This is a genomic window from Streptomyces sp. NPDC031497 (assembly GCF_055580905.1).
Window position 1 is genome coordinate 67,456 of the sequence record NZ_JBVIKO010000033.1, and the last position, 22,471, is coordinate 89,926.

General features: G+C 67.2%; 17 protein-coding genes. 4 read left to right on the forward strand and 13 right to left on the reverse strand.

From position 1 onward, the window contains the following. Positions 1-23: 23 nt before the first annotated feature. From ACZ5K7_RS42355 to ACZ5K7_RS42370, 4 genes are read right to left on the reverse strand one after another with little or no spacing between them, the layout of a single operon-like run. Complete coding sequence (locus ACZ5K7_RS42355; RefSeq protein WP_468922702.1) at positions 24-359, reverse strand: hypothetical protein; 336 nt, start codon at positions 357-359, stop codon at positions 24-26. After that, positions 356-955 (reverse strand): SMI1/KNR4 family protein, encoded by a 600-nt coding sequence (locus tag ACZ5K7_RS42360; RefSeq protein WP_351693740.1) that lies wholly within the window; start codon positions 953-955, stop codon positions 356-358. Before ACZ5K7_RS42360 ends, ACZ5K7_RS42355 begins: the two co-directional genes overlap by 4 nt. 15 nt (positions 956-970) lie before the next feature. After that, entirely contained in the window at positions 971-1,429 is a 459-nt protein-coding gene (locus ACZ5K7_RS42365) for a hypothetical protein (RefSeq protein ID WP_468922705.1), read from the reverse strand. A 13-nt stretch (positions 1,430-1,442) separates the two neighbouring features. Continuing rightward, on the reverse strand, positions 1,443-2,090 hold the full coding sequence (locus ACZ5K7_RS42370; protein ID WP_468922708.1) for a hypothetical protein: 648 nt from the start codon (positions 2,088-2,090) through the stop codon (positions 1,443-1,445). A 78-nt stretch (positions 2,091-2,168) separates the two neighbouring features. On the opposite strand from ACZ5K7_RS42370, the gene ACZ5K7_RS42375 reads away from it, so the two are divergent. From ACZ5K7_RS42375 to ACZ5K7_RS42390, 4 genes are all read left to right on the forward strand, one after another. Further along, a complete protein-coding gene (locus ACZ5K7_RS42375; RefSeq protein WP_351693749.1) occupies positions 2,169-2,513 on the forward strand; it encodes a hypothetical protein in 345 nt (114 codons plus the stop codon). Positions 2,514-2,543: 30 nt separating this feature from the next. Beyond that, complete coding sequence (locus tag ACZ5K7_RS42380) at positions 2,544-3,086, forward strand: isochorismatase family protein (protein ID WP_468922711.1); 543 nt, start codon at positions 2,544-2,546, stop codon at positions 3,084-3,086. 190 nt (positions 3,087-3,276) lie between these two features. Further along, entirely contained in the window at positions 3,277-4,119 is an 843-nt protein-coding gene (locus ACZ5K7_RS42385) for an FkbM family methyltransferase (protein ID WP_351693763.1), read from the forward strand. A gap of 162 nt (positions 4,120-4,281) precedes the next feature. Next, positions 4,282-4,446 (forward strand): hypothetical protein, encoded by a 165-nt coding sequence (locus tag ACZ5K7_RS42390; RefSeq protein WP_468922714.1) that lies wholly within the window; start codon positions 4,282-4,284, stop codon positions 4,444-4,446. Between the two features lie 51 nt (positions 4,447-4,497). Here the strand turns inward: ACZ5K7_RS42390 and ACZ5K7_RS42395 are convergent, their stop codons facing one another. From ACZ5K7_RS42395 to rplL, 9 genes are all read right to left on the reverse strand, one after another. Then, the gene (locus ACZ5K7_RS42395) at positions 4,498-7,467 is read right to left on the reverse strand and encodes a glycosyl hydrolase 115 family protein (RefSeq protein WP_468922717.1); all 2,970 of its coding nucleotides are present in this window, start codon (positions 7,465-7,467) and stop codon (positions 4,498-4,500) included. A 185-nt stretch (positions 7,468-7,652) separates the two neighbouring features. Next, positions 7,653-8,846, reverse strand: coding sequence for an elongation factor Tu (gene tuf, locus ACZ5K7_RS42400; RefSeq protein ID WP_351748608.1), 1,194 nt, complete (start codon positions 8,844-8,846; stop codon positions 7,653-7,655). A 156-nt stretch (positions 8,847-9,002) separates the two neighbouring features. Continuing rightward, entirely contained in the window at positions 9,003-11,129 is a 2,127-nt protein-coding gene (gene fusA / locus ACZ5K7_RS42405) for an elongation factor G (protein WP_351693775.1), read from the reverse strand. Between the two features lie 39 nt (positions 11,130-11,168). After that, on the reverse strand, positions 11,169-11,639 hold the full coding sequence (rpsG, locus tag ACZ5K7_RS42410) for a 30S ribosomal protein S7 (RefSeq protein WP_007384059.1): 471 nt from the start codon (positions 11,637-11,639) through the stop codon (positions 11,169-11,171). 2 nt (positions 11,640-11,641) lie between these two features. Continuing rightward, positions 11,642-12,013, reverse strand: coding sequence for a 30S ribosomal protein S12 (rpsL, locus tag ACZ5K7_RS42415; RefSeq protein ID WP_003948652.1), 372 nt, complete (start codon positions 12,011-12,013; stop codon positions 11,642-11,644). A 1,541-nt stretch (positions 12,014-13,554) separates the two neighbouring features. Next, a complete protein-coding gene (locus tag ACZ5K7_RS42420) occupies positions 13,555-13,917 on the reverse strand; it encodes a hypothetical protein (protein WP_468922721.1) in 363 nt (120 codons plus the stop codon). A gap of 89 nt (positions 13,918-14,006) precedes the next feature. After that, on the reverse strand, positions 14,007-17,906 hold the full coding sequence (locus ACZ5K7_RS42425) for a DNA-directed RNA polymerase subunit beta' (protein ID WP_351693779.1): 3,900 nt from the start codon (positions 17,904-17,906) through the stop codon (positions 14,007-14,009). Between the two features lie 102 nt (positions 17,907-18,008). Beyond that, the gene (gene rpoB, locus ACZ5K7_RS42430) at positions 18,009-21,494 is read right to left on the reverse strand and encodes a DNA-directed RNA polymerase subunit beta (protein WP_351693782.1); all 3,486 of its coding nucleotides are present in this window, start codon (positions 21,492-21,494) and stop codon (positions 18,009-18,011) included. 554 nt (positions 21,495-22,048) lie between these two features. Further along, complete coding sequence (gene rplL, locus ACZ5K7_RS42435) at positions 22,049-22,432, reverse strand: 50S ribosomal protein L7/L12 (RefSeq protein ID WP_351694530.1); 384 nt, start codon at positions 22,430-22,432, stop codon at positions 22,049-22,051. Positions 22,433-22,471: the final 39 nt, after the last annotated feature.

Consider the following 22,471-nt stretch of genomic DNA (forward strand, 5'->3'; position numbering starts at 1 on the left):
AGGCTGGGCCGTGGACCGGGCCCTCAGGCGGCGCCAGGGCGGTCGCCGACGGTCCAGAAGCGTGAGCCCTTCGGCGGCGCCGGACGCACGTCCCAGCCGGACAGGTCCTCTTCGGGATCCCCGTCCGGTGTCCTCCCCTCCTTGGGCTCGAAGTAGAGCCCGTAGGCCCAGAACTCGGGAAACTCATGGCACATGAGATCCGGATAGGGTCCTGTCTCCGCGCCTTCATAGGCCGCGTTGACCCGCGCAACCGCCTCTGCGGGAGAAATACCGAACCTGGTCACCAGCACTTCGGCGATGTCCCGGAAGAACTCGAGCATCCCTTCATCGAGTTCCACAAGAAATTCCTGGGTTCTCACCCCGGTGCCCCTTCTGGCGTCGAGTGGTCAGGGCGCCGCGCCCTCGGTCGACGGCGAACGGTTTCCGGATCCGGCTCCGGTGCGAAGGCGGGACGGGCGCTGGGGAAGTCGCCGGGGAACACGTCCATGCGGGTTGCGCCGGACAGGACGGACACGAGGAACTCCACGATTCCACCGTCGAAGTAAGGCCACTTGGTGTTGCGTGCCCCGTTCGCGGTGACGGTCCATTCGTCCGGGGCTGCCTCGGGTTCGGTGACCCAGTAGATCGTGTCTCCGTTGTCGGTCTTCCCGACCGCCAGTAGGTGATCGATCCTGTACGGGACTTCCTTCTGCAAGCTCTCCGGCATCTGCTCCAGCAACTCGGCGGCGCGTTCGGCGGCGTCGACGAGGCGTGTCGGCCAGAACTCCGAACGCGGGTGCAGGATGGTCATGAAGTCGTCGAAGCCGCCCGGCCCGTACCGCTCCGACAGCCACTTGTAGTCGTAGGGCAGGGGGACACCGAGTTCGTCCTCCACTCGCGCCCAGTCGACGGCGCCCACGGCCGCATCCGTCGGCGGCGGTACGAGTCGCAGCAGCTCTTCTCGTGCGGTCGTCACTGCATCTCCGTCCGTTCAGCGGTGGCGGCGTCCACGCAGGATCCGCCGGCCGTCTTCGATGGCGTCCACGGAGCGCAGCCACCAGTACTCCAGCTTGTCCCGCACCGTCACGTACACCCGACGGCGCTTGAACCAGGGCGGCAGGTCGCGGTACGGCACGAAGGTCAGGGTGTCCCTGATCGGGTGTTCCGCGACGCCGCCGGGGCCTTCGGCTCGCAGGGCCGCGAACAGTTCCGGGGTCAGCCGCCCGTTGAGCCGTGCGGCGTGGCCGGCCGCGACGAAGGCGTTCGTCCGCTGGAGGCCGTCCGGGAACCCCATCACCCTGACGATCCGGGGCGACGCCTCCTCCAGCGGGCAGTGGAACGCCAGTCCGATCACCGCCGTGCCGAGATGGTCCTCGCCGCGCTCGAAGGCCGCATCCCACTCGCCAGGGTCGTCGAGCCCCAGCAGACCCTCGCCGCTCTCCCAGTCCAAAAGGCCGGTCCGCTCAGTCCGCGAACCGGAACGTCGACGTGATCGCGTCGAAGATGTCGAAGAAGGAGTCGGCCAGGTCCAGGACCTGGCTGCTGCCGGCGACCAGGGCGACCTTGCCCTCCTGGCCGGGTACCGGGATGAACGTCTGCATCAGGACCGCGCGGATCGTGCGGTTGAGGCTGTCCTCGGGGACCGGGATGTCCTCGATGCCGTAGGTGCGCGCGGCGGGGCCGACGCCGGGGATGTCGACGGTCGTCACCTTGCGCCAGGAGTCGCCCTCCCGGTGCGCCTCCTTCGGCGCGAGCTGGGCGGCGATGGCCGCCGGGTCGTTGGAGAGCGGCGCGCCCTCGCGGGTACGGCCGCCGACCAGCGACACCGTGACCGAGCCGGTGATCGGGGTGTCACCGCCGAAGCTCTCCGCCATGCAGCCGCAGTACATCGCGCCCGACTTCCACGCGTCGGCCGCGGACTTGCGCAGGAAGCCGACGTACGTGTCCCGGTACTGCGCGAGCTCCGGGTGCTGGGCCACCCGCTCGTTCACCATCCGCCGGATCGAGTCGTCCCGCGACTCCGGCCGTACGTCGAACTCCCACCACGATTCCGGCACCTTGATGCGGAATCCGCCGCGCTCGATGGTGAGCGTCTCCATATAGCGGGCCATGGTGTACGTCGTCCCCCGTCCGATGGTGTGATGTACGGTGCGGCCAGACTACGAGATGCGCGAACGGGGGACGGTCACGTGGGCAACGGCAAGAGCGATCTCGCGATACCGCTGAGCGAGCTGGAGGACTACGGCCGTCAGCTGCGCTCCATCAAGGAACGTCTCAACCACACCAAGAAGATGTTCGAGTCCTACAAGGACGATGTCGGCAGCGGCACGGTCTACGACGCCCTCGACGACTTCGAGTCCAACTGGCACGACGGCCGCGAGGACATCACCAAGCAGATCGACTCGCTCGCCGACATGTCCGACACCGTGGTCCGCGAGTTCAAGAAGCTGGACGACGATCTCGCGAAGAAGGCGAAGGACGCGGTGCGGCCGGAGGAACAGCAACAGGGTGGCGGCGGGAACAAGGCGGAGTAGTACGCGCTCTCCCGGGACAGGTCTCTCCGTATGCCGGACACCGCACTGCTCGTCATCGACATGCAGCGGGCCCTGTTGAAGGACGCCTACGACGGCGAGGCCTGCCTGGAGAGGGTCGCCGAGCTCGCGGAGCGGGCCCGCGCGGCAGGCGTACCGGTCGTCTACCTACGGCAGCGGTTCGACCAGGTGCCCCCCGAGTGGCTCGAAGTCCATCCGACGCTGACGCCCCGGCCGGGGGACGTCGTCCTCGACAAGGACAGCGCGGACTCCTTCCTCGGCACGGCGCTCGGCAAGGTCCTGGCCGAGCTGGCCGTCCGTCGTCTCGTCGTCACCGGCTACGCCTCCGACTACTGCGTCGACTCCACCAGCCGCAGCGCCCTCTCCCACGGCTACGACCTCGTCCTCGTCGCCGACGGCCACACGACGATCGAACGCCCGGCCGGCGCCGAACCCACGGCCGCGCAGATCGTCGCGCACCACAACGGGATCTTCTCGGTCATCCGGTACGCGGGGCGGTCGGTCGCGGTCGTTCCGGCGGCGGAGATCCGCTTCACCGCCTCACCGGCCGGCTGAACGGACGACCAGGCGCCGGTGGCGTTCAGCGCGCCTACGCGTCTGCAGCCCAAGTAAAAGGACGGGTTAATTCCAGGTTATTCGGAATGAACAGCCTCCGGAATTTCCGCTCAAAAAAACCTGCGAGTTTCCCTTCCTGATCATTTTCAAACCCTGTGACATTTTCTGACCTCGGCTTTACCATCGCCCAATGCGTATTTCCGAGGTCGAAGCCGCCAACGCCCGCATGCTGGCCCACGCACCGTCGGTCAGGCCGGTCACCGCCAAGGACATCATCCGCGAACACCGCAAGAAGTTCCCGTACCGCGGCTACGTCGACATCGAGTCGCCGTACTGTCCGCCGTTTGTGATGTTCTGCGTGAACGATGATGCGGTCGCCATGGACACCCTGTGGAACGGGAGGTTCGGCTACGAGCCCGGAACCCTCGGCACCTGGTCCCGGCTGGCGGCGCGGAGCGCGACGATCGCGGACGTCGGTGCCCATGTCGGGTACTTCTCGATGATCGCCGCGCACGCCAATCCGAAAGCGAAGGTGCACTCCTTCGAGCCGGTCGACCAGATTCACTCGCGGCTCTCCGTGAACGTCCGGTCGAACGGCGTCCAGAACGTCAAGCTCTACCAGGCCGGCGTCTCCAGCAAGCCCGGCTGGGCCGACATCAGTGTCCGTTTCTCCGGGAACCTGCTGTCCACCGGTTCGACCCTGGAGGGCGCCGCCTCCGACGCCCGGCTCCAGCACATCCAGCTCGTCACGCTCGACGAGGTGTTCGCCGACACCAAGCTGGACCTCGTCAAGATCGACGTGGAGGGCCATGAGATGTCCGTGCTGCACGGGGCCCGCCAGGTGCTGAAGCGCGACCGGCCGTTCCTGGTGATCGAGGCCCTGGTCAACGCCCCCCTCGACGACCTCTTCGCCGAGTTCGAGCCGCTCGGCTACGACGCCCACTGGATCACCGAGGCCGACGGCACGCTGGTGCCCTGGCAGGAGCCCCGGCCCCCGCGCACCCGGAACCTGCTCTTCGCCCCGAAGGACTGACCTGGGGCTGTCCCACCCCTGGCACACCTGTGTCCTCGTGAGCGTGCGTCGCAAGGTCACTGTCTCCGTCGCAGCCTGTTCCCTGACCCCGCCCCTCGCCGCGGTGGGCGTCGTGGGAGCGCCGCAGGCCCTGGCGGGCGGTACGGGCCGTCTGGACGGCGTATGGCGCATGGACGGGTACGGGAGACCGTCCTCGCCGTCGACGGCCGAGGGGTGCAGGAGTACCGGACGACCGCCGTCAGCTGCCTCAAGGGCGACGAGGAGTTCCGCAAGAACCGCGACTCGGCGTTCGACCGGGCCGTCGCCCTGTTCCGGCAGCGGGCCTGAGGTGAACTGCCGCCGAGGATCCGCCGTCCCCGCGGTCGGCCGACGCACCGCCTAGACCCGACGGCTCTCCAACGGCCCCAGATACGTCGGCGTCAGCCCGCCCGTGTCGATCACCAGCCGCTGCACCACCACCGTGGGGTCCACCGCCCAGAACTTCAGCCGGTGGACCCCGGATCCCACCGTGTGGCGCGTCGCCGTCCGGTTCACGTTGTCCGACGTGTTCCGCGCCCACACCACGTTCAGCAGGCCGTCGTCCGCGCCCGCGGTGATGTCCACGGGCTGGGGGCGGTCGTCGTCGAAGGACAGCGCGTAGCGCAGGCCGGCCGTCGTCGGCAGCGCCGGATTCCGCGGGGACAGGTACGCCCACACCGTCACCTCCCCCGCCGACAGCAGGGTCACCTCGTACTCCAGCCGGGGCCACGCGTCTCCCCAGCCCCCCGTCACCGGCCACGCCGTCATCCCCGCGCCGGTCCGGCCGATGCCCTCCAGCCGGCGCCAGCCGCCCACCGCGCGGTCGTGGTGCTCCGCGTCGATCGCCACATAGCCGCCCGCCTCGACGAAGCCCCGCAGGCCCCGCGCCGACGGCTGCTCCGCGACGCAGCCCACCGTCACCGACTCCCCCGCCCCGCTCACCGTCAGCGTTCCCGTGGACCGGCCGGCCGGTGCCCGGGACCAGTCCACCCGCACCTCCACCCGGACCTGCCGCGCCACCCGGCCCCGGGGACGGTCCACCCGCAGCCACGGCACCGACGTCTCCACCCGGTAGTCGAAGGGGGTACGGCCCCGGTTGAACACCTCGACGTACTGCTGCGGCCGGGTCTGGTACGGGCTGAACGACGGCAGACCCGCCGCGTCCCCGTCCACCGACACCCCCAGGCCCGCCGCCTCCGGCACCTCGATCCGCCGTACCGCCGGGAACAGGACGTCCGGCAGGGCCACGTTGTCCTTCTCCGGCTGCTGCCAGGGCGCGTTGGGGCCGTACCGGTCCACGTCCCCGTAGTCGATGTGCGGCTGGGTCTGGAAGCCCCGCCATTTGCCGCCCGCGACAGCGGAGTTGAAGCGCTCGGCCAGGGCGAAGTCCCGCAGCAGGGCCTGCTCCGCCTCCGCCGCGCGGTCGTCGGCCGCCGCTCTGCCCTCACGGGCGTAGCGCAGGTTCGTGAACTCGGCCTCCCGCAGCGCGTACAGGTTGGCGGTCGCCGTCACCTCGTACCCGACCAGCTCGAACCACGCGTCCCGTACCGCGGCCGGCAGCCGGCGCTCGATCCGGGTCGCCCTTCTGCCCAGCTCCCGCCACTCCTCGGTCACCCGCTCCAGCTCACGGTGTTCGAAGGAGAAGGGCGTCTGCCGGTCGTCGTACACCACCTGGCCGTCGTCCGCGAGCGTGATCCGGCGGTTCAGCAGCTCCGGCTTGCGGCGCGCCTGCAACCGGCCGTAGGCGGCGAGCACTTCGGCCGCCTCCCGCGCGAACTCCTCGCCGAAGATCTGGCGCGCGTATTCCCGCTCCCACTCGCCCAGCCGGTCGATGTCCCAGCGCTCGGGGTTCCAGGCGTAGTCGAGGAAGAACTGGGTCGGCAGCTCGTTGCCCTTCAGGTCGCCAACGTTGGCCACCCACAGGCCGTGGTTGCCGTAGGCGTGCGCCTGGTGGAGCTGGTCCCAGACATTGCGCAGGTTGGCCGTGTCGACCCACTTGTAGTTGCGGCCGGCACCCACGTAGTCGAAGTGGTAGTACAGGCCGTGTCCGCCGCTCCGGGGTTCCGCCGGGGACGGGTGCCTGCGGATGTTGCCCCAGTTGTCGTCCGTCAGGACCACGGTGACGTCGTCGGGGGCCCGCAGCCCCCGGTCCCAGTAGCGCTGGACCTCCTTGTAGAGCGTCCACACCTGGGGGGTCTCGGCGGCCGGCCTGCCCGTGACCTCCTCGATGATCCCCCGCTGGGCCGCGATGATCTCCCGCATCAGTTCGATGCCGTCACCGTCGGGGAGGCCGGTGTCGCCGTTGCCGCGCATGCCGAGGGTGACCACGCCCTCGAAGCCCTGATCGACCATCCGCTGGATACCGGCCCGCCAGTACGCCCTGATCGCCGTCGCGTTGCGCAGGTACGACCACTCGCCGGTGCCCCCGTAGGGGTCGGTCCCGTCGGCCGCGTGGCGGTTCCACTCCTCGATCCCCCGCATCATCGGCGCCTCATGAGACGTGCCCATGACAACGCCGTACTCGGCGGCCCTGCGGTGGTTCTCCGGGTCGTCCTCCGCGAACGCCCGCCCCCACACCGCCGGCCAGAGGTAGTTGCCCTTCAGCCGGAGCAGCACCTCGAAGACACGGGCGTAGAAGTCCGCGTTGAAGCCGCCGGGAAAGCCCGGGGCCTTGCCGGGTCCGAAGCGGGCCGGCACCCAGGTCCCGAGCGCCGGGTTCTCGTCGTTGATGAAGAACCCGCGGTACTTCACCGCCGGCGTGCCCTGGGTGTGGCGGCCCGGCAGCACCCACACCCGGTCGCGGTGGACCGGCGGTACGTCGTCCCACCAGTACCAGGGCGAGACCCCGATGCCGTAGGAGACGTCGTACGCCCCGAAGATCGTGCCGCGCGGGTCGCTGCCCGCGATGACGAAGGCCTTCTCCACGCCGGGCAGCGGATGCTCCACCACCGCCTGCAGCGAGGTCTCCCAACGGCCCCGGACCCCCGTCACGTCCAGCTTGCCGGACGCCACCAGGCCGTCGATCAGCGGGCTGCGGCCGATCGTGCCGACGAGCACCGCGTGCCGGGCCACGGTCGAGCCCGGGCGTACGCCGGTCACGCGCGCGATGTCGGCACGGAGGTCGCCCGCCACCCGTACGACTCCGGGGTGGTCCTCGGCGCTCACCACGACCGGGGCGCCGACGAGGGAGAACGCCCCGCCGGTGAAGGAGATGTACGCCCCGGGGTCCGTCACCCGCGGCCCATCCCCGGCCCCGGTCGGCCACGCGATCCCCGGCGAGAGCACCGGTACGGCGGCGGCACCCAGCACGGTTCTACGGCGCACAGACATGGCACATCCCACCCCTCCACCCGAATTTGGTCAGCGGCATGACAAATGGTGGGGTGAGTGGCTCCCGGGAGCCAGGGGTCGTACGCGCCGAATAGTTTCGATAGGCCGGCACGCCGAAAGGCCCGTACGACCGGAGTCGTACGGGCCTCTCAGATACCTACCGGGTCAGCCCTTGCGGGCCGAGATCACTTGTTGATCTTGGTGACCTGGCCGGCGCCCACCGTGCGACCACCCTCACGGATGGCGAACTTCAGGCCCTCCTCCATGGCGATGGGCTGGATCAGCTCCACCTTCATGTCGGTGTTGTCGCCCGGCATGACCATCTCGGTGCCCTCGGGGAGGGTCACGACGCCGGTCACGTCCGTGGTACGGAAGTAGAACTGCGGGCGGTAGTTGTTGAAGAACGGCGTGTGACGGCCACCCTCGTCCTTGGACAGGATGTACGCGGTCGCCTCGAACTCGGTGTGCGGGGTGACCGAGCCCGGCTTGATGATGACCTGGCCGCGCTCGACGTCCTCGCGCTTGATGCCACGGAGGAGCAGACCGACGTTCTCACCGGCCTGGCCCTCGTCGAGCAGCTTGCGGAACATCTCGATGCCGGTGACCGTGGTGGTGGTCTTCTCGGTCTTGATGCCGATGATGTCGACGGTCTCGTTGACCTTGAGGACACCACGCTCGATACGACCGGTGACGACGGTGCCACGACCGGTGATCGTGAAGACGTCCTCGATCGGCATCAGGAACGGCTTGTCGACGTCACGCTCGGGCTCCGGGATGGACTCGTCGACGGCCTTCATCAGGTCGAGGACGGACTGCGTCCACTCGGAGTCGCCCTCGAGGGCCTTGAGCGCGGAGACCTTGACGACCGGCAGGTCGTCGCCCGGGAACTCGTACTCGGAGAGCAGCTCACGGACCTCGAGCTCGACGAGCTCCAGGATCTCCTCGTCGTCCACCATGTCGGCCTTGTTCAGGGCGACGACGATGTACGGAACGCCGACCTGGCGGGCCAGGAGCACGTGCTCCTTGGTCTGCGGCATCGGACCGTCGGTGGCGGCGACGACGAGGATCGCGCCGTCCATCTGCGCGGCACCGGTGATCATGTTCTTGATGTAGTCCGCGTGACCCGGGCAGTCGACGTGGGCGTAGTGACGGGTCTCCGTCTGGTACTCGACGTGCGCGATGGAGATGGTGATACCGCGCTGACGCTCCTCGGGCGCCTTGTCGATGTTGTCGAACGCGGTGGCCTCGTTCAGGTCCGGGTACGCGTCGTGCAGCACCTTGGTAATGGCGGCCGTGAGGGTCGTCTTACCGTGGTCGATGTGACCGATGGTGCCGATGTTGACGTGCGGCTTAGTCCGCTCGAACTTCGCCTTCGCCACTGGGGTCCTCCTGGGAGTGGTTCTGTACGCCTTGATTCGATCGGCGCCAGGTGATCTTTGCTGTTGGTTCCCGGGCCCCGGGCCATTCCGCCACGAATGCGGAGGAACGGCCCGTGAGGCTCCGGGGTCAAGCCTAAAGCGTCGTAGCGCGGTGCGTTACTCGCCCTTGGCCTTCGCGATGATCTCCTCGGCGACGTTCCGCGGAACCTCGGCGTAGGAGTCGAACTGCATGGAGTAGCTGGCCCGGCCGGACGTCTTGCTGCGCAGGTCGCCGACGTAACCGAACATCTCCGAGAGGGGCACGAGGCCCTTCACGACGCGGGCACCGGCCCGCTCCTCCATGGCCTGGATCTGACCACGGCGGGAGTTGATGTCGCCGATGACCTCACCCATGTAGTCCTCGGGCGTGGTGACCTCGACGGCCATCATCGGCTCAAGGAGCACGGGGGACGCCTTGCGCGCGGCCTCCTTGAAGGCCTGCGAACCGGCGATCTTGAACGCGAGCTCGGAGGAGTCGACCTCGTGGTAGCCACCGTCGAGAAGAATGACGCGGACGCCCGTCATCTCGTAGCCGGCCAGGATGCCGAACTGCATGGCCTCCTGCGCACCGGCGTCCACCGAAGGGATGTACTCCTTCGGGATGCGGCCACCGGTCACCTTGTTCACGAACTCGTACGAGGCGTCGCCGCCCTCGATCGGCTCGATCGCGATCTGCACCTTGGCGAACTGACCGGTACCACCGGTCTGCTTCTTGTGCGTGTAGTCGACGCGCTCGACGGCCTTGCGGATCGTCTCGCGGTACGCGACCTGCGGCTTGCCGACGTTGGCCTCGACCTTGAACTCACGGCGCATACGGTCGACCAGCACCTCGAGGTGCAGTTCGCCCATACCACCGATGATGGTCTGGCCGGTCTCCTCGTCCGAGTGAACCTGGAAGGACGGGTCCTCCTCGGCCAGGCGCTGGATCGCGATGCCCAGCTTCTCCTGGTCACCCTTGGACTTGGGCTCGATGGCGACCTGGATGACCGGCGCCGGGAAGTCCATCGACTCCAGGATCACCGGGTTCTTCTCGTCGCACAGCGTCTCACCGGTCGTGGTCTGCTTCAGACCCATCACGGCGATGATGTCGCCGGCGCCCACCGACTCGATCTCCTCACGCTTGTTCGCGTGCATGCGGTAGATCTTGCCGATGCGCTCCTTGCGGCCCTTGACGGAGTTCAGCACGGCCGTGCCGGACTCCAGGCGGCCCGAGTAGACCCGGACGAACGTGAGCTTGCCCAGGTGCGGGTCGCTCATGATCTTGAACGCGAGGGCGGACAGCGGCTCGTCGTCGGACGGCTTGCGCTTGACGATCTCCTCCGCGTTGTTGACGGCGTGGCCCTCGATGGCCTCGACGTCGAGCGGGGAAGGCAGGTAGCGCACGACCGCGTCGAGCAGGGGCTGGACACCCTTGTTCTTGAACGCGGTACCACAGAACACCGGGGTGACCGTGATGTCCTTGGACTTGCCGGACGCGATGGTGATGCGACGGATCGCGGCGTACAGCTGCTCCTCGGAAGGCTCCTCGCCCTCCAGGTACAGCTCCATGATCTCTTCGTCGTTCTCGGCCACGGCCTCCAGCAGCTTGCCGCGGTACTCCTCGGCAGCCTCGGTGTGCGTGGCCGGGATGTCGACGACGTCGTACATCTCGCCCTTGGTGGCCTCGGCGGACCACACGAGCGCCTTCATGCGGACCAGGTCCACGACGCCCTGGAAGTCGGCCTCGGCACCGATCGGGAGCTGCATGACGATCGGCTGCGCGCCCAGACGGTCCTTGATCATGTCCACGCAGCGGTGGAACTCGGCACCGGTCCGGTCGAGCTTGTTGACGAAGCAGATACGCGGCACGCCGTAGCGGTCCGCCTGACGCCAGACGGTCTCGGACTGGGGCTCGACACCCGCGACGCCGTCGAACACCGTCACGGCACCGTCGAGCACGCGGAGCGAACGCTCCACCTCGACGGTGAAGTCGACGTGGCCCGGGGTGTCGATGATGTTGATCGTGTGGTCGACGTCTTCCAGCGGCCAGTGACAGGTGGTGGCAGCAGAGGTGATCGTGATGCCACGCTCCTGCTCCTGCTCCATCCAGTCCATGGTGGCGGCGCCGTCGTGAACCTCGCCGATCTTGTACGACACACCGGTGTAGAACAGGATCCGCTCGGTAGTGGTCGTCTTGCCCGCGTCGATGTGGGCCATGATCCCGATGTTGCGGACCTTGGCCAGGTCAAGTGAAGTGGTAGCCATAAGGCTTCAGTCTTCTCTCGGTCTCGATGTGGGTAGCGACTACCAGCGGTAGTGCGCGAAGGCCTTGTTGGACTCGGCCATCTTGTGGGTGTCCTCGCGCTTCTTGACGGCCGCACCGAGGCCGTTCGAAGCGTCGAGAAGCTCGTTGAGCAGGCGCTCGGTCATGGTCTTCTCGCGACGGGCGCGGGAGTAGCCGACCAGCCAGCGCAGCGCCAGGGTGTTGGCGCGGCCGGGCTTGACCTCGACCGGCACCTGGTAGGTGGCGCCACCGACACGGCGGGACTTGACCTCAAGCGTGGGCTTGATGTTCTCCAGCGCGCGCTTGAGCGTGATGACCGGGTCGTTGCTGGTCTTCTCGCGCAGGCCCTCCATGGCGCCGTACACGATGCGCTCGGCGGTGGAGCGCTTGCCGTTCAGCAGCACCTTGTTGATGAGCGAGGTGACAAGAGGAGAACCGTAGACCGGGTCGATGATGACCGGGCGCTTCGGGGCAGGGCCCTTACGAGGCATTCTTACTTCTCCTTCTTGGCGCCGTAGCGGCTGCGGGCCTGCTTGCGGTTCTTGACACCCTGGGTGTCGAGCGAGCCGCGGATGATCTTGTAGCGAACACCGGGCAGGTCCTTCACACGGCCGCCGCGCACGAGCACGATGGAGTGCTCCTGCAGGTTGTGTCCCTCACCCGGAATGTAAGCAGTGACCTCGATACCGCTGGTCAGACGCACACGCGCGACCTTACGCAGGGCCGAGTTCGGCTTCTTCGGGGTGGTCGTGAACACACGCGTGCAGACGCCACGACGCTGAGGGGAACCCTCGAGTGCGGGCGTCTTGTTCTTCTCGACCTTGTCCTGCCGGCCCTTGCGGACCAGCTGCTGGATCGTAGGCACTACTTCTCCGGTTTCTGTGTGCCGAATGGTGAAGCTAACCTGGAACATCGCCGACCCACGCGGTCGGGTGTGTCGGATTCCGTGGACTCCTGCCGAACGGCAGAAGGGGGCGCGGATCGCGGTGGCCACTTCGTCACTCCGGTGCGGTTTGAAGGCACGCACGAGGGTCAGGGCACACCCCAGGCACAAGGTCTGAGCGTACCTAGCGCAATCACTCCGGTCAAAACAAAAGGCGCGGGACCGGTTGCGGAGGGCCTGAGCTGCGGTTTTATCCGTGGTCTCCGATATACCACGAAAGCCAACGACACGCGAACGGGAGTGGGCGCGGAGTCCCGGGCCGCGCAAGGCGATCCGGTCCTCCCCTCGTCGGGTGCCCGGAACGCCCCCTGGGACCTCCCCCTGGGGACGGTCCGTGCTCTGCCGAACAGCACTCGAGAGCGCTCTTCCCGCTGGTCCGGGCCTGGCTTCCCGCTGGTCCGGGCCTGATCCGAGCGGTCTCGGAGCCCGCCGGCGTCGGCGGGCGCGCCGGCGGCGCAGAGTGGCGTCTCTACGACTCCGCGATCCTCGTCTCCGTCCGGGTACCCCTCCCCCACCGCTGTCGGCCCTGGCGCCCGATCCGCCGCGCCTGATGGTGTTCTTCACCACGGCCGCGGTGGCGGCGGAGCCGTCCGCGCCCTACGTGATCTCCGAGACGGGGATCTTGTAGCGGGTGCCGTTCGGGTGCCGTCGGCCGCGGCCGGGTACTCGGCGACGAGTCTGTGCGGCAGGCGGCCCTTGGAAAACTGACCGGCCGCCCGTTCACCTTGGCCCAACGCCGCACCTGTTCCGGGGCGACGTCAGGAGTGGCCCGCCCGGGATTCCGTACCACGGCTTCCTCCTGCTCCGCCGACAGCACGTGGTGGTCCGAGGCGAGCGAGCCGGCCAGTCCGGCAAGGTCGTCCTCCGGGGCGTCGGCGAAGGTACGCAGTCGGGCCGCGACAAGCTGGGGCGGTGCCGTCGCGATGAATTCGCCGTTCTTCGTCCTGACGGAGGCTGCCAGTAGCGGATTGCTCAGGAGCTAAAGTGCGTCCTCGATCTCACGAGGGCCGAGGGGATTTCTCTCCGTGCCCTTGACACCTGCCCGATGGCTTCGAGACTTCGTGCGGCAGAAGCCCGGACAGAGTGCGCAGAATCGGAGAAGATGATGCCGAACAACTCCTGAGGCAAGAGCCGCGCACAGCCTTCAGAGCGTCGAATTTGATGCCGTTCTCGTGGACCACACCAGCCGATTCCGTCTTCACTTCGCCAGTCACGCGGCAGCGCCTCGTGGGAGAAATCCGGTCGGCTCTGTCGTAGGCCGCATCGAGGATCAAGAAGGGCAAACCGACGTGTCAGCTCCCCGCGGGAGAGCCGGTGACCAGGGGATCTGAGGGTCGACCAGCGCAAAACCGCCCCGGTTTCCGACTCCTCGCGCGGCGCCGAGAGGACCTCACGACGGCCACCGGTGCTGGGGCGTAGGTGTGCAAGCCGACCTGCTCGAGGATGTTCAGGGCTCTGAGCGCTCACAGGATCTGCTCGGCAGAGGATTCCTTGACGGTGAACTGGTAGGCCCCGCAGGCTTCAGCTCGACGCTTTCTGATACAGGTCCGTGAATCCCGGGATTTCTTCGCCTGCGTGAGCCGGAGGGCATCGCGCAGCGAACGGCCACATTTCAGCCCGTACGAAATATCCGCCGCCTTGTTGAGCCCGGTGCGACTCCTTCCTGAGTCAATCTCCCGCAATATCTCGCCCACGAAACGGACGTCGTGTGAAACCGCGGCCAAGTAATCGGAACCTGCCTTTGACGATGAATCCGCAGGAGCCAAGACTGCGCACGGCCGCTTTGATTGTTGTTTCCGTACCGGTAATACGTCGATGTCGCGCACCCCTGATCCAGACTGGCCGGCGTGACGAGTCCGAACACGCCGAAGGGCGGCCACCCCGCAACGGGGTGACCGCCCTTCAGAACCAACTACTACTGGTTGTACGGACCGTAGTCGTAGTCCTCCAGCGGAACGGCCTGGCCGGAGCCCGTGCCGAACGGCGAGTAGTCGATGTCGTCGTAGCCGACGGCCGAGTACATCGCGGCCTTCGCCTCCTCGGTCGGCTCGACCCGGATGTTCCGGTAGCGGGACAGACCCGTACCGGCCGGGATGAGCTTACCGATGATGACGTTCTCCTTGAGGCCGATGAGCGAGTCGGACTTGGCGTTGATCGCCGCGTCCGTGAGGACTCGCGTCGTCTCCTGGAAGGACGCCGCCGACAGCCAGGACTCCGTGGCCAGCGAGGCCTTGGTGATACCCATGAGCTGCGGACGACCGGAGGCCGGGTGACCGCCCTCCTGCACCACACGACGGTTCTCGTGCTCGAACTTCGAGCGCTCGACCAGCTCGCCGGGCAGCAGCTCGGCGTCGCCGGACTCGATGATCGTCACACGGCGCAGCATCTGCCGGATGATGATCTCGATGTGCTTGTCGTGGATCGACACACCCTGCGAGTTGTAGACCTTCTGGACCTCGCCGACCAGGTGGACCTGGACGGCACGCTGGCCCAGGATGCGCAGCACGTCGTGCGGGTTGGTGGCACCCACGGTGAGCTTCTGGCCCACCTCCACGTGCTCGCCCTCGCTGACCAGGAGCCGGGCGCGCTTCGAGATCGGGAACGCCGTCTCGTCGCTGCCGTCGTCCGGGGTGATGACGATCTTCTTGGTCTTCTCGGTCTCCTCGATCCGCACGCGGCCCTGGGCCTCGGAGATCGGGGCGACACCCTTCGGGGTACGGGCCTCGAAGAGCTCGACGACACGCGGCAGACCCTGGGTGATGTCGTCACCGGCCACACCACCGGTGTGGAAGGTACGCATCGTCAGCTGGGTACCGGGCTCACCGATGGACTGGGCGGCGATGATGCCGACCGCCTCACCGATGTCGACCAGCTTGCCGGTGGCCAGCGAACGGCCGTAGCACATGGCGCAGGTGCCGACGGCGGACTCGCAGGTCAGGACCGAGCGGGTCTTGACCTCGGAGACGCCACGGGCCACCAGTTCCTCGATGAGGACGTCACCGAGGTCGGTGTTGGCCGGGGCCAGCACCACGCCGTCGACGACGATGTCCTCGGCCAGCGCACGTGCGTACACGCTGGTCTCGACGTTCTCCGCCTTGCGCAGCACGCCGTCCGCGCCGACCTCCGCGATGTGCAGCTTGAGACCGCGCTCGGTGCCGCAGTCCTCCTCGCGGATGATGACGTCCTGCGAGACGTCCACCAGACGACGGGTCAGGTAACCCGAGTCGGCGGTACGCAGGGCGGTGTCGGCGAGACCCTTACGGGCACCGTGCGTGGAGATGAAGTACTCCAGCACCGACAGACCCTCACGGAACGAGGCCTTGATCGGACGCGGGATGGTCTCGTTCTTCGCGTTCGACACCAGACCACGCATACCGGCGATCTGCCGCATCTGCATCATGTTTCCTCGGGCACCCGAGTCAACCATCATGAAGATGGGGTTCGTCTTGGGGAAGTTCGCGTTCATCGCCTCGGCGACCTCGTTGGTCGCCTTGGTCCAGATCGCGATGAGCTCCTGCGTGCGCTCTTCCTTGGTGATCAGACCGCGCTCGTACTGCTTCTGGACCTTCTCGTCCTGAGCCTCGTAGCCCGCGACGATCGCCTTCTTCGCCTCGGGGACGACGACGTCGGAGATGGCCACGGTGACACCGGAGCGGGTGCCCCAGTAGAAGCCGGCCGCCTTCAGGTTGTCGAGCGTCGCCGCCACGATGACCTTGGGGTAGCGCTCCGCCAGGTCGTTGACGATCTCGCCGAGCTGCTTCTTGCCCACCGAGTAGTCGACGAACGGGTAGTCCTCGGGCAGCAGCTCGTTGAAGAGCGCACGGCCCAGGGTGGTGCGCAGCCGGAAGGTGTCACCGGTCTGGTACTCCGGCTCGCCCTCCTCGACGGCCGGCGGGGTCCAGCCGCGCGGCGGGATGGTGCCCACCGGGAAGCGGATGTCGATCGCCGACTGCAGCGCCAGCTCGCCGGCGTCGAACGCCATGGTCGCCTCGGCCGTGGAGCCGAACGCACGGCCCTCGCCCTTGGTGTCGCGCAGCTCGCCGTCGGTGGTGAGGAAGAACAGACCGAGGACCATGTCCTGGGTCGGCATCGTCACCGGACGGCCGTCGGCGGGCTTGAGGATGTTGTTCGAGGACAGCATCAGGATGCGGGCCTCGGCCTGCGCCTCCGCGGACAGCGGCAGGTGCACGGCCATCTGGTCACCGTCGAAGTCCGCGTTGAACGCGGTGCAGACGAGCGGGTGGATCTGGATGGCCTTGCCCTCGACCAGCTGCGGCTCGAAGGCCTGGATGCCGAGGCGGTGCAGGGTGGGCGCACGGTTCAGCAGCACCGGGTGCTCGGCGATGACCTCTTCGAGGACGTCGTACACGACGGTGCGGCCGCGCTCCACCATGCGCTTGGCACTCTTGATGTTCTGCGCGTGGTTCAGGTCGACCAGGCGCTTCATCACGAACGGCTTGAAGAGCTCCAGCGCCATCGCCTTCGGCAGACCGCACTGGTGCAGCTTCAGCTGCGGACCGACGACGATCACGGAACGCGCGGAGTAGTCCACACGCTTGCCGAGCAGGTTCTGACGGAAACGACCCTGCTTGCCCTTCAGCATGTCGCTGAGGGACTTCAGCGGGCGGTTACCGGGGCCGGTGACCGGGCGACCACGACGACCGTTGTCGAAGAGGGCGTCCACGGCCTCCTGGAGCATGCGCTTCTCGTTGTTCACGATGATCTCGGGCGCACCGAGGTCGAGAAGGCGCTTCAGGCGGTTGTTGCGGTTGATCACACGGCGGTACAGGTCGTTCAGGTCGGAGGTCGCGAAGCGGCCACCGTCCAGCTGCACCATCGGGCGAAGGTCCGGCGGGATGACCGGGACGCAGTCCAGGACCATGCCCTTGGGGCTGTTGCTGGTCTGCAGGAACGCGGAGACGACCTTGAGGCGCTTGAGCGCACGGGTCTTCTTCTGGCCCTTGCCGGTGCGGATGATCTCGCGGAGCTTCTCGGCCTCCTCGTCGAGGTCGAAGGACTCCAGGCGCTTCTGCAGCGCCGCGGCACCCATCGATCCGTCGAAGTACGTGCCGAAGCGGTCGCGCAGCTCGCGGTAGAGGAGCTCGTCGCCCTCCAGGTCCTGGACCTTGAGGTTCTTGAAGCGGGTCCACACCTCGTCGAGGCGGTCGATCTCGCGCTGCGAACGGTCGCGCAGCTGCTTCATCTCGCGCTCGGCACCCTCGCGCACCTTGCGGCGCACGTCGGCCTTGGCACCCTCGGCCTCCAGCTCGGCCAGGTCGGCCTCGAGCTTCTTGGCGCGGGCTTCGAGGTCGGAGTCCCGGCGGTTCTCGACCTGCTGGCGCTCCACGGAGACATGAGCCTCCAGGGAGGGCAGGTCGCGGGTGCGGCGCTCCTCGTCGACGAACGTGATCATGTACGCCGCGAAGTAGATGACCTTTTCCAGGTCCTTCGGGGCGAGGTCGAGCAGGTAGCCCAGGCGCGACGGGACACCCTTGAAGTACCAGATGTGCGTGACGGGCGCGGCAAGCTCGATGTGGCCCATCCGCTCACGGCGCACCTTGGCGCGGGTCACCTCGACGCCGCAGCGCTCACAGATGATGCCCTTGAAGCGGACACGCTTGTACTTGCCGCAGTAGCACTCCCAGTCCCGGGTGGGGCCGAAGATCTTCTCGCAGAAGAGCCCGTCCTTTTCCGGCTTGAGGGTGCGGTAGTTGATCGTCTCGGGCTTCTTGACCTCGCCGTGGCTCCACTGACGGATGTCGTCAGCGGTGGCCAGGCCGATCCGGAGCTCGTCGAAGAAGTTGACGTCGAGCACTATGCGTCAATCCCTCTCAGGGTTGTGAGTCTTTGGTCTGATACGGGGGCCTGGGGGTCGGCGGGGGCCTCACACGGTGGCGAGGCCCCTACCGGACTCCCGTCAGACCTCTTCGACGCTGCTCGGCTCACGCCGGGACAGGTCGATGCCGAGCTCCTCCGCCGCGCGGAAGACGTCCTCGTCGGTGTCACGCATCTCGATGGACATACCGTCGCTGGACAGCACCTCCACGTTCAGGCAGAGCGACTGCATCTCCTTGATGAGGACCTTGAAGGACTCGGGGATGCCGGGCTCGGGGATGTTCTCGCCCTTGACGATGGCCTCGTAGACCTTCACGCGGCCGGTGACGTCGTCGGACTTGATGGTCAGCAGCTCCTGGAGGGCGTAAGCGGCGCCGTAAGCCTCCAGCGCCCACACCTCCATCTCGCCGAACCGCTGGCCACCGAACTGGGCCTTACCACCCAGCGGCTGCTGGGTGATCATCGAGTAGGGGCCGGTCGACCGGGCGTGCAGCTTGTCGTCGACCAGGTGGTGCAGCTTGAGGATGTACATGTAGCCGATGGAGATCGGGTCCGGGAACGGCTCACCGCTACGGCCGTCGAACAGCCGCGCCTTGCCGGACGGCTGCACCAGGCGGTCGCCGTCGCGGTTCGGGATGGTGTGCTGGAGCAGACCCGCCAGCTCGTCCTCGCGGGCACCGTCGAACACCGGGGTGGCGACGTTGGTGCGCGGGGCGACCTGGTCGGCGCCGATGACCTGGAGGCGCTGGGCCCAGTCGTCGGCGAGGCCGGAGACGTCCCAGCCGCGGCTGGCGAGCCAGCCGAGGTGGATCTCCAGGACCTGTCCCGGGTTCATTCGGGACGGGACACCCAGCGGGTTGAGGATGATGTCGACCGGGGTGCCGTCCTCCAGGAACGGCATGTCCTCGATCGGCAGGATCTTGGAGATGACACCCTTGTTGCCGTGTCGGCCGGCCAGCTTGTCACCGTCGGTGATCTTGCGCTTCTGCGCAACATACACACGGACCAGCTGGTTGACGCCGGGCGGCAGCTCGTCGCCCTCCTCGCGGTCGAAGACGCGGACGCCGATGACCTTGCCGATCTCGCCGTGCGGGACCTTCAGCGAGGTGTCACGGACCTCACGGGCCTTCTCACCGAAGATCGCGCGCAGCAGGCGCTCCTCCGGCGTCAGCTCGGTCTCGCCCTTGGGCGTGACCTTGCCGACGAGGATGTCGCCGGCGACGACCTCGGCACCGATCCGGATGATGCCGCGCTCGTCGAGGTCGGCGAGGACCTCCTCGGAGACGTTCGGAATGTCCCGGGTGATCTCCTCCGGGCCGAGCTTGGTGTCACGGGCGTCGACCTCGTGCTCCTCGATGTGGATCGAGGAGAGGACGTCGTCCTGCACGAGGCGCTGCGACAGGATGATCGCGTCCTCGTAGTTGTGACCCTCCCACGGCATGAACGCCACGAGCAGGTTCTTGCCGAGGGCCATCTCGCCGTTCTCGGTGGCCGGACCGTCGGCGAGCACCTGGCCCGTGATGATCCGGTCGCCCTCGTTGACGATGACCTTCTGGTTGACCGAGGTGCCCTGGTTGGACCGGGAGAACTTGGCCAGGCGGTACGTGATGTACGTGCCGTCGTCGTTGGCGGTGGTGATGTAGTCCGCGGAGACCTCCTGGACCACACCGTCCTTCTCGGCCTTGACCACGTCACCGGCGTCGACGGCGGAGCGGTACTCCATGCCGGTGCCGACGAGCGGGGACTCGCTCTTGATGAGGGGCACGGCCTGGCGCATCATGTTCGCGCCCATGAGGGCACGGTTGGCGTCGTCGTGCTCCAGGAACGGGATCATGGCGGTCGCGACCGACACCATCTGGCGCGGCGAGACGTCCATGTAGTCCACGTCTTCACCGGCGACGTAGTCGACCTCGCCGCCACGGCGGCGGACCAGGACGCGGTTCTCGGAGAAGCGCATGTCGTCGTTGAGGCCGGCGTTGGCCTGCGCGATGACGAACCGGTCCTCTTCGTCGGCGGTCAGGTAGTCCACCTCGTCGGTGACCTGGCCGTCGACGACCTTGCGGTAGGGGGTCTCGACGAAACCGAACGCGTTGACGCGACCGTAGGAGGCGAGCGAGCCGATCAGACCGATGTTCGGGCCTTCGGGCGTCTCGATCGGGCACATACGGCCGTAGTGCGACGGGTGCACGTCACGGACCTCGAAGCCGGCCCGCTCACGGGAGAGACCACCCGGGCCAAGAGCCGACAGACGGCGCTTGTGGGTGAGACCCGACAGCGGGTTGTTCTGGTCCATGAACTGGGACAGCTGGCTGGTGCCGAAGAACTCCTTGATGGAGGCGACGACCGGCCGGATGTTGATCAGGGTCTGCGGCGTGATCGCCTCGACGTCCTGGGTGGTCATGCGTTCACGCACGACGCGCTCCATACGGGCCAGACCCGTACGGACCTGGTTCTGGATGAGCTCGCCGACGCTGCGCAGACGACGGTTGCCGAAGTGGTCGATGTCGTCGGTCTCGACGACGATCGAGCCGCCGCTGTCGCCGACCGTCTCGGTCTCGCCCGCGTGCAGCTTCACCAGGTACTTGATCGTCGAGATGATGTCCTCGACGGTCAGGATGCCGGCGTCCAGCGGGGCGTCCGCGCCCAGCTTCTTGTTGACCTTGTAGCGGCCGACCTTGGCGAGGTCGTAACGCTTCGGGTTGAAGTACAGGTTCTCCAGGAGCGTCTGCGCGGCCTCGCGCGTGGGGGGCTCGCCCGGACGCAGCTTGCGGTAGATGTCGAGCAGCGCGTCGTCCTGGCCCTGGGTGTGGTCCTTCTCCAGGGTGGCGCGCATCGACTCGTACTCGCCGAACTCCTCGAGGATCTGCTCGGTCGTCCAGCCGAGCGCCTTGAGCAGCACGGTGACCGACTGCTTGCGCTTGCGGTCGATGCGGACACCGACCATGTCGCGCTTGTCGATCTCCATCTCCAGCCAGGCACCCCGGGACGGGATGATCTTGGCGGAGAAAATGTCCTTGTCGGACGTCTTGTCGATCGAGGAGTCGAAGTAGACACCCGGCGAACGGACCAGCTGCGACACCACGACGCGCTCGGTGCCGTTGATGACGAAGGTGCCCTTGTTCGTCATGAGCGGGAAGTCGCCCATGAAGACCGTCTGGGACTTGATCTCACCGGTCTCGTTGTTGGTGAACTCGGCCGTGACGAAGAGCGGGGCCGCGTACGTGAAGTCGCGCTCCTTGCACTCGTCGATGCTGTTCTTCGGGGGCTCGAAACGGTGGTCGCGGAAGGTCAGCGACATCGACCCGGAGAAGTCCTCGATCGGGGAGATCTCCTCGAAGATCTCCTCCAGACCGGACTTGGTGGGGACGTCCTGACCGGACTCCAGAGCCTCCTCGACCCGACTCTGCCAGGCGGTGTTGCCGAGCAGCCAGTCGAAGCTCTCGGTCTGCAGCGCGAGCAGGTTGGGAACCTCGAGAGGCTCCTTGATCTTTGCAAAAGAGATGCGCAGCGGGGCGGTGCTGGCGCCGTTGTTCGTATTCGCGTTCGAGGCAGTGCGCGAGGCGGCCAAGAGGGGGTCCTTCCGAGGGCTCGGACTCACTACGCGCTCCCCGGTCCCTTCCCGGACACAGAGACAGAAACCCCAAGTCAGAGGAGGCTCGGTCGTCGGCATTCGAGTGAGGGCAGACCCCTGGTGACGGGCAGGGGACAGCTAACAGGCAGCGCAAAGGGTCAGTGTAGCCACTCGGCACACTGATGTCCAGTCTCCATTTTCTGAGACCCTCGCCATCGTCAACGCCTGCGTCATGCCTGCCCTCAACGCACGTTGATACTGCCCTCTTCGTCGCCGATCCATGCCTCGGATTCGGACCGTTCTGGCGACGCGTCCTGAGAATTGCGCGCTGCGTGCGGTTCGTCAAGGCCCCCCTGCGCAAACCCGGTGCGCCAGGGACACGACGAAGATCACCATACCTCCCGCCGGGGCGGGTGCAAGGCAACCGTGGTCGACCTCCCAGGAACGCCGAAGAGCGACCACCCGGATGGATGATCGCTCTTCGCGGTCCGCGCGTTACAGCCCTGGAGGACGTGTTTCAGCGCACAGAGGTCTGGTCGACCTCAGAGGCCTTACTTGACCTCGACGGAGGCGCCGGCGCCCTTGAGGGACTCGGCGGCCTTCTCGGCGGCGTCCTTGGCGACCTTCTCGAGGACGGGCTTCGGGGCGCCGTCCACGAGGTCCTTGGCCTCCTTCAGGCCGAGCGAGGTCAGCTCACGCACGACCTTGATGACCTGGATCTTCTTCTCGCCGGCACCCGTGAGGATGACGTCGAACTCGTCCTTCTCCTCCTCGACCGGGGCGGCGGCGGCCGGACCGGCCGGGCCCGCGACGGCGACCGCGGCGGCGGCGGTGACGTCGAACTTCTCCTCGAACGCCTTCACGAACTCGGAGAGCTGGATGAGGGTCATGCCCTCGAACTCGGCGAGCAGTTCGTCCTGGGTGAGAGCCACGATGGCTTTCCTTCCACTAATTCGGCTGGTGCCGGATGTACA